This is a genomic window from Dolichospermum circinale AWQC310F, assembly GCF_000426925.1.
GTDB lineage: Bacteria > Cyanobacteriota > Cyanobacteriia > Cyanobacteriales > Nostocaceae > Dolichospermum > Dolichospermum circinale.
In genome coordinates, this window is the sequence record NZ_KE384671.1 from 23,292 (window position 1) to 30,000 (window position 6,709).

General features: G+C 35.4%; 6 protein-coding genes. 4 read left to right on the forward strand and 2 right to left on the reverse strand.

Annotation, left to right across the window (positions count from 1 at the left end):
- Positions 1 to 36 precede the first annotated feature (36 nt).
- The 4 genes from ACIR310F_RS0106100 to ACIR310F_RS0106115 all read left to right on the forward strand — a co-directional run bounded on the left by ACIR310F_RS0106100 (position 37) and on the right by ACIR310F_RS0106115 (position 4,324).
- On the forward strand, positions 37 to 1,128 hold the full coding sequence (locus ACIR310F_RS0106100; protein ID WP_035367696.1) for an amino acid ABC transporter substrate-binding protein: 1,092 nt from the start codon (positions 37 to 39) through the stop codon (positions 1,126 to 1,128).
- A gap of 23 nt (positions 1,129 to 1,151) precedes the next feature.
- Positions 1,152 to 2,078 carry an amino acid ABC transporter permease gene (locus tag ACIR310F_RS0106105; protein WP_028083045.1) on the forward strand — a complete coding sequence of 309 codons (927 nt, stop codon included), beginning with the start codon at positions 1,152 to 1,154 and terminating at the stop codon, positions 2,076 to 2,078.
- Between the two features lie 137 nt (positions 2,079 to 2,215).
- Positions 2,216 to 3,361, forward strand: a complete 1,146-nt coding sequence (locus ACIR310F_RS0106110) for an amino acid ABC transporter permease (RefSeq protein WP_028083046.1) — start codon at positions 2,216 to 2,218, stop codon at positions 3,359 to 3,361.
- Between the two features lie 222 nt (positions 3,362 to 3,583).
- Positions 3,584 to 4,324, forward strand: a complete 741-nt coding sequence (locus ACIR310F_RS0106115; protein WP_028083047.1) for an amino acid ABC transporter ATP-binding protein — start codon at positions 3,584 to 3,586, stop codon at positions 4,322 to 4,324.
- An 85-nt stretch (positions 4,325 to 4,409) separates the two neighbouring features.
- Here the strand turns inward: ACIR310F_RS0106115 and ACIR310F_RS0106120 are convergent, their stop codons facing one another.
- Both ACIR310F_RS0106120 and ACIR310F_RS0106125 read right to left on the reverse strand, forming a co-directional pair.
- The gene (locus tag ACIR310F_RS0106120; RefSeq protein ID WP_028083048.1) at positions 4,410 to 5,444 is read right to left on the reverse strand and encodes a WD40 repeat domain-containing protein; all 1,035 of its coding nucleotides are present in this window, start codon (positions 5,442 to 5,444) and stop codon (positions 4,410 to 4,412) included.
- Between the two features lie 143 nt (positions 5,445 to 5,587).
- Positions 5,588 to 6,559, reverse strand: coding sequence for a CobW family GTP-binding protein (locus tag ACIR310F_RS0106125; RefSeq protein WP_028083049.1), 972 nt, complete (start codon positions 6,557 to 6,559; stop codon positions 5,588 to 5,590).
- Positions 6,560 to 6,709 lie beyond the last annotated feature (150 nt).

The window sequence follows — 6,709 nt, forward strand, 5'->3', positions numbered from 1 at the left end:
ATTAGATCAGGAATAAATGTCGCCCATTATTCACTTATGAAATCTAGAAAATTATCTACTATTGGACATATTATATCTGGTATCGTCACACTGGAATTAATATTTTCTCTGACTGCTTGTAGTGATGAACCACAAAATACACAGAGTCAGATTAATACCCCTCAAGCACAGGTTACTCGCGTAATCTGGAATCGCATTAAAAGCCGTGGTCAGCTTGTTTGTGGAATTAGCGGTGAATTACCAGGATTTAGTTTTGTGGGGACTGACGGTAAATATAGCGGTATTGATGTTGATATTTGTCGGGCTGTAGCAGCGGCGATATTTGATAATCCAGACGCAGTAGAATACCGTCCTCTTAACGCTAAAGAGCGATTTACAGCTTTACAAACTGGAGAAGTAGACATTTTGAGTCGCAATACCAGTTGGACTTTTAGCCGTGGGACTGCTCAGGGTTTAGATTTTGCACCTGTGGTATTTTATGATGGTCAGGCGGTTATGGTTCGCAAAAATAGCAACATTAAATCTATTAAAGACCTGAAAGACAAAGCTATTTGTGTCCAAACAGGGACGACAACCGAACAGAATTTAGCAGACCAAATGCGGAAACGGGGTTTGACTTATAAACCCGTTGTTTTTGAGGATGTAAATGTTACCTTTGCTACTTATGCCGAAGGACGTTGTGATGCTGTCACTACAGACCGTTCTGCTTTGGTTTCTCGACGGACAACCCTACCGAAACCGGAAGATAACATGATTTTAGATGATGTTCTTTCTTCTGAACCCCTTGCGCCGGCAGTTGCTAAGGGTGATACTCAATGGAGTGATATAGTTAAGTGGACTGTTTATGCTTTGATCAAAGGGGAAGAATTGGGAATTAATTCTCAAAATTTATCACAGTTTGCAAATAGTAAAGATCCCGATATTAAACGTTTTTTAGGAACAGAAGGAAATTTGGGAGCAGGAATTGGTTTAACAAATGATTTCGCAGCCAGAATTATTAAACACGTTGGTAATTATGGCGAAATTTATGAACGCAATTTGGGAACAAAGACAAAACTAAATCTCCCTCGTGGTCAAAATCAATTAGCGACAAAAGGAGGATTACTCTATTCTCCACCTTTCCGGTAATACTATAATACTAAATTCAAATAATGACTAATTCTCAACCTCCCTTATGGCGAGATCATCGTTTTTGGCAAAATGCTATTCAGTTAATTTTTGTATTTTTAGTAGTAGTTATAGTCGTGATATTGTGGAGTAATGTCAGACGGAACTTACAGCAATTAGGAATTCAATTTGGATTTAATTTTCTCAAGCAACAAGCATCTTTTGATATTGGTGAAACTATCGTTAATTATCAACCAACGGATGCTTATAATTATGCTTTATTAGTGGGATTAATTAATTCTTTACGAATTGCAATAATGAGTATCTTACTAACTACAATTGTGGGAATTACTGCGGGAATTTCTAGACTATCAGATAATTGGTTAGTCAGGAAAATTAGTTTTGTTTATGTGGAGATTTTTCGGAATACACCATTATTATTACAATTGCTATTTTGGTATTTTGCAATTTTCTTGAGTTTCCCCAAAGCCGAAAATAAAATTTCTGTTTTCGGTTTCGCTAACTTTAGTCAAAATGGCATTGAATTTCCTTGGTTTACCTTGTCTCCAGAGTTTTCTAGTTTGTTATTAGGGTTAACTTTTTACACGGGTGCGTTTATTGCGGAAATTGTGCGGGGGGGAATTAAATCAGTTCCTCAAGGACAATGGGAAGCAGCAAAATCTCTGGGTTTAAAGCCAGGTTTAGCAATGCAATTGGTGATTTTTCCTCAAGCGTTAAGGGTGATTATTCCCCCATTAACTAGTCAATATCTGAGTTTAACAAAAAATTCCAGTTTAGCGATCGCTATCGGTTATCCTGATATTTATTTTGTTGCTTCTACGACTTTTAACCAAACTGGAAAAGCTGTGGAGGTAATGCTGTTAATTATGATTACTTACCTGACTTTGAGTTTGATTATTTCTTTCACCATGAATTTATTTAATCGTTCTGTTCAAATTCAGGAAAGATGAAAAATAGCAATTTATTTGATTTGTATTTGTGAACACGATTTATTTTTTATCGAACCACAGAGGCACAGAGGTCACAGAGGAAGAGATTTTATGTTTATGGTACGCTATAGAAAAATATTTTATTTAGGATCTCTATGATGATTAAGTTTATTTGGTTAAGAGAAAATCTGTTTAATACTTGGTACAATTGTTTATTAACTGTTTTTTGTTCAATTTTTCTATTTTGGCTATTTCAAGGATTTGCAGTTTGGTTAATTACTAAGGCACAATGGCAAGTAGTTACAGTTAATTTACATTTATTTTTGGTGGGAAGGTTTCCCCAGAATTTATATTGGCGAATTTGGCTGGTTTTGGGAATATCTACAACTTTAACCTCAATTACTGGGGGTGCTTTTACTAAAGAAGCAATATTCACAAAACGCAATTCTCTAATTTTTGGTTTTATTGTTGGGGTTTTATTATTAATTTTACCCTTCCCATTAACTAGTCGTTTGTCTTTATTATTAATTACAGGTTTAATAACTTTAGGTGTGATAATTGGTCAAAAATTTGCTCAAATTATCACACCTTGGCTTTCCCTAATGTGGTTATTATCCTTTCCGATAATTATCTGGTTAATTGGTGGTGGTTTAGGGTTACAACCTGTATCTACAAATTTATGGAATGGTTTATTACTCACCCTATTAATAGCAATAATTAGTATTGTGTTTTCCTTCCCCATAGGAATTTTACTCGCATTAGGAAGAACAAGTAATTTACCTGTAGTGCGGTGGTTTTGTGTTCTTTATATTGAAATTGTCAGAGGATTACCATTAATTGGTATTTTGTTTTTAGCCCAAGTTATGTTACCCTTATTCTTACCAGCAGATTTGCGTTTAGATAGATTACTCAGAAGTATTGTGGGACTAATATTATTTAGTGGAGCATACATGGCCGAAAACGTGCGTGGAGGACTACAATCAATTCCCAGGGGACAAATAGAAGCAGGAAAAGCACTAGGATTAAATACACCCTTATTACTCACATTAGTAATATTACCTCAAGCATTACGTGCAGTTATTCCCGCAATTGTTGGTCAATTTATTGGCTTATTTAAAGATACATCACTTTTATCATTAGTGGGATTAGTGGAATTAACAGGAATGGCACGTTCTATATTAGCCCAACCGCAATTTTTAGGAAGATATGCAGAAGTATATTTATTTATTGGTTTGATTTATTGGCTATTTTGTTATTCAATGTCCTTAGCTGCTAAAAAATTAGAAAACCAATTAATATCGTAGGTTGGGTTGACGAAAAAAACCCAATATTGCTAAATAAAATGTACATAGGAATGATATATGACAGCAACAAAACCGATAATAATTGCCGAAAATGTCCATAAATGGTATGGTAAATTTCATATTCTCCAAAGAATAAGCTTAACAGTTCTTCCTCTTTTACTCTGAGTCCTCTGTGCCTCTGTGGTTGGTTAAAAAAAATTCAAATTAAAAAAAGAGTAAAATATGACAAAAACAAAACCGATAATAATTGCCGAAAATGTCCATAAATGGTATGGTAAATTTCATGTTCTCCAAGGTATAAGTTTAAGCGTAGAAAGAGGAGAAGTAGTTGTTTTAATGGGTCCTTCTGGTTCAGGAAAATCAACTTTTATTCGTACATTTAACGCTTTAGAAGCATATCAAAAAGGAATTATTAGTATTGACGGAATTATCCTCAGTCATGATTTAAGAAACATTGAAACAATTCGTCGAGAAGTGGGAATGGTATTTCAGCAATTTAACTTATTCCCCCATTTAACAGTTTTACAAAATATCACTTTAGCGCCAATATATGTCCGCAAAATATCCAAAGTTAAAGCGGAAGAATTAGCAATGCAATTATTAGAAAGAGTGGGAATTTTAGCACAAGCACAAAAATATCCTGGACAATTATCTGGTGGACAACAACAGCGAGTGGCTATAGCGCGTGCATTAGCAATGCAACCCAAAATCATGCTATTTGATGAACCGACATCAGCATTAGATCCAGAAATGGTGAGAGAAGTTTTAGATGTCATGGGAAATCTCGCTAGTGAGGGAATGACAATGGTAGTTGTTACCCATGAAGTGGGATTTGCGCGAGAAGTTGCTGATAGAGTGGTACTAATGGATAGCGGTTTATTAGTTGAATCTTCTACCCCCGACACTTTTTTTACTAATCCCAAAGAAGAAAGAACTAAGAAATTTTTATCACAAATTCTCTAAATTATCTCTAAATTAATGAATGTGTTGGGTTTTGTTCCTCAACCCAACCTACAATTTCAGGGTTAAATTTTTACTTTTAATTCCCTCAAGAAGTTGACAAAATAATTAATTCTCCTTGTTCACCACCTGCGGCTAATAATTGTCCTTGGGAATGCCAAGATAGAGTAGAAAAACCTGCTTCACTATCGCTAAAAATCTGTGATACTTCCCTATTTTCATCCCATAAACATAACCAACCGTCAGCACCAGCGGAAGCGAGAACCAAGCTTTGAGGTGCAAAAGATATTGCTTGAATAATATCCAGATGATTGGTTAATACTTGGGCTTCCCAACCTACAGATTCATCTACCGACTTCTCCCATAGTACTATGCCTTCAACGCTGGAAGCAGCCAAAATTGGCGCACCTGCGGGGGTTTTGAGGTCTGACCAAGCTAGTTGACGAATTTTTCCCGGAAAGCCGCGCATGACCCAAGGATCAGGATTTTCCCATTGTAAAACGGTGAGAGTGCGATCCATATTTCCAGAGGCTAAATATTCACCATCACCTGACCAAATTGTTGTTATACTAACGGTAGGCATGGAAAGGATAAATGGTTCTGCATTCCAATCTTGAGTAGACCAAATTTTCACACCTTTATAACCATTAATAGCCAAATATTTGCCATCTTTACGCCAGTCAATTCCTAAAATAGAGGAATCATTAAAGTTAAGAGTGACAACAACTTCTAATGTGTCTGCATCCCAAATTTGCACATAACGTCCTAAACTAAAAGCTAGTTGATTATTGGTATAACTCCATGCTAATTGATCAACCCAAACAGGTGCATTTTCTAAAGTTGTAATTAATTGATTATCGCACCAAATTTTCACTTTTCCATCTTGTCCGCCAATGGCTAAATATTTACCATCATGGGAAAATGCTAGACAATTTACTGCTTGATTTGTAGCTGTTTGTAAGGTAGTTAATTGGTGATTTTCCCATAAAACAATTTCACCAGCAGCGGAACTAGCAGCCAGTATTTCTCCTTGAAAAGACCAAGCTAAAGCAGTGACATAATCTGTAAGTTTTGTGGAATAGTGTTTAGTAAATTCTGGAGATTTGCTGGTCGTTAAGTTCATATTTGTTATCTTTTATTGCTCAGAAATATTAGGCGAATAGAAGTAGCTACTACACAATCAAAGTCCACCGGCGTGGACTAAGTTTACTAGATTTGTAACCCACTTATGTGGGTTTTGTCTGTGTAGCTGTGAATTTTATTTACCTAACTCATACAGGCAAAGAAATCTTTTTTTAACTGTGCTTCATCTAAATTTCTCCCAATAAATACAAGTTCATTTTTGCGAGGTTCATTTGCTTTCCAAGGTCTATCTGCTTTACCTTCAAATATCATGTGTACTCCCTGAAAAACAAAGCGGTTATCTTCATTTTCAATATTCAAAATTCCCTTCATTCTGAAAATATCTGTTCCTTGATTTCTGAGTAATTCTGATAGCCAAGCATTTAATTTTTCACCATTGATAGTCCCTGGTGATACTATAGCAACTGAATAAACACTTTCATCATGAACATGAGCATCTTCTCCTAAGAAATTAGGATCAATTTCTAAAGCATGATCTAAATCAAATGCTTTTACTCCTAATAAAGCTGACATTGCTAATTGAGAATTATGAGTGCGGTAAATTTTTGCCATTGCATTCATTGACCGAATCCGGGTTTCTAATTCATCTAAAACTTCTGCTGTAACTAAATCGGTTTTATTCAATAAAATCACATCAGCAAAAGCAATTTGTTCCTGGGCTTCGTCTGCTTCCCAATGTTGCCAAATATGCTGGGAATCAACAACTGTAACCACTGCATCTAATGATAATTGACTTTGCAAATCTTCGTCTACAAAAAAGGTTTGAATTACAGGTGCAGGATCAGCTAATCCAGTGGTTTCAATTACTAAATGATCAAACTTATCTCGGCGTTTCATCAAGTTGCCAATAATGCGAATTAAATCACCTCTAACTGTACAACAAATACAGCCATTATTCATTTCAAATATTTCTTCATCCGCATCAATTACCAATTGATTATCAATACCTACTTCTCCAAATTCATTGACAATAACTGCGACTTTTCTATCATGTTCGTAGGTAAGAATGTGGTTTAATAAGGTGGTTTTACCAGCACCTAAATAGCCAGTCAAAACGGTTACTGGTATTGAACTGAATGTTTCTGAATTTATCATAATGTCAAAGCAACTTTGATAATCTTGTCTATCATAAGCGATTTAAGGCATTGCTGAATTGAGGTATGAAAATCAAATATTCTAGTTCTTAAACTCTTACTCTCTGCGTCCTTTGCGCCTCTGCGTGAGAAAAAATCATACCTTCATTCA

What these genes read in the sequence shown, in the direction of transcription:
- ACIR310F_RS0106105 (WP_028083045.1), top strand. Translation starts at nt 1,152, where the DNA reads ATGACTAATTCTCAACCTCCCTTATGGCGAGATCATCGTTTTTGGCAA.
- ACIR310F_RS0106115 (WP_028083047.1), top strand. Translation starts at nt 3,584, where the DNA reads ATGACAAAAACAAAACCGATAATAATTGCCGAAAATGTCCATAAATGG.
- ACIR310F_RS0106125 (WP_028083049.1), bottom strand. Translation starts at nt 6,559, where the DNA reads ATGATAAATTCAGAAACATTCAGTTCAATACCAGTAACCGTTTTGACT.
- ACIR310F_RS0106100 (WP_035367696.1), top strand. Translation starts at nt 37, where the DNA reads ATGAAATCTAGAAAATTATCTACTATTGGACATATTATATCTGGTATC.
- ACIR310F_RS0106120 (WP_028083048.1), bottom strand. Translation starts at nt 5,444, where the DNA reads ATGAACTTAACGACCAGCAAATCTCCAGAATTTACTAAACACTATTCC.
- ACIR310F_RS0106110 (WP_028083046.1), top strand. Translation starts at nt 2,216, where the DNA reads ATGATTAAGTTTATTTGGTTAAGAGAAAATCTGTTTAATACTTGGTAC.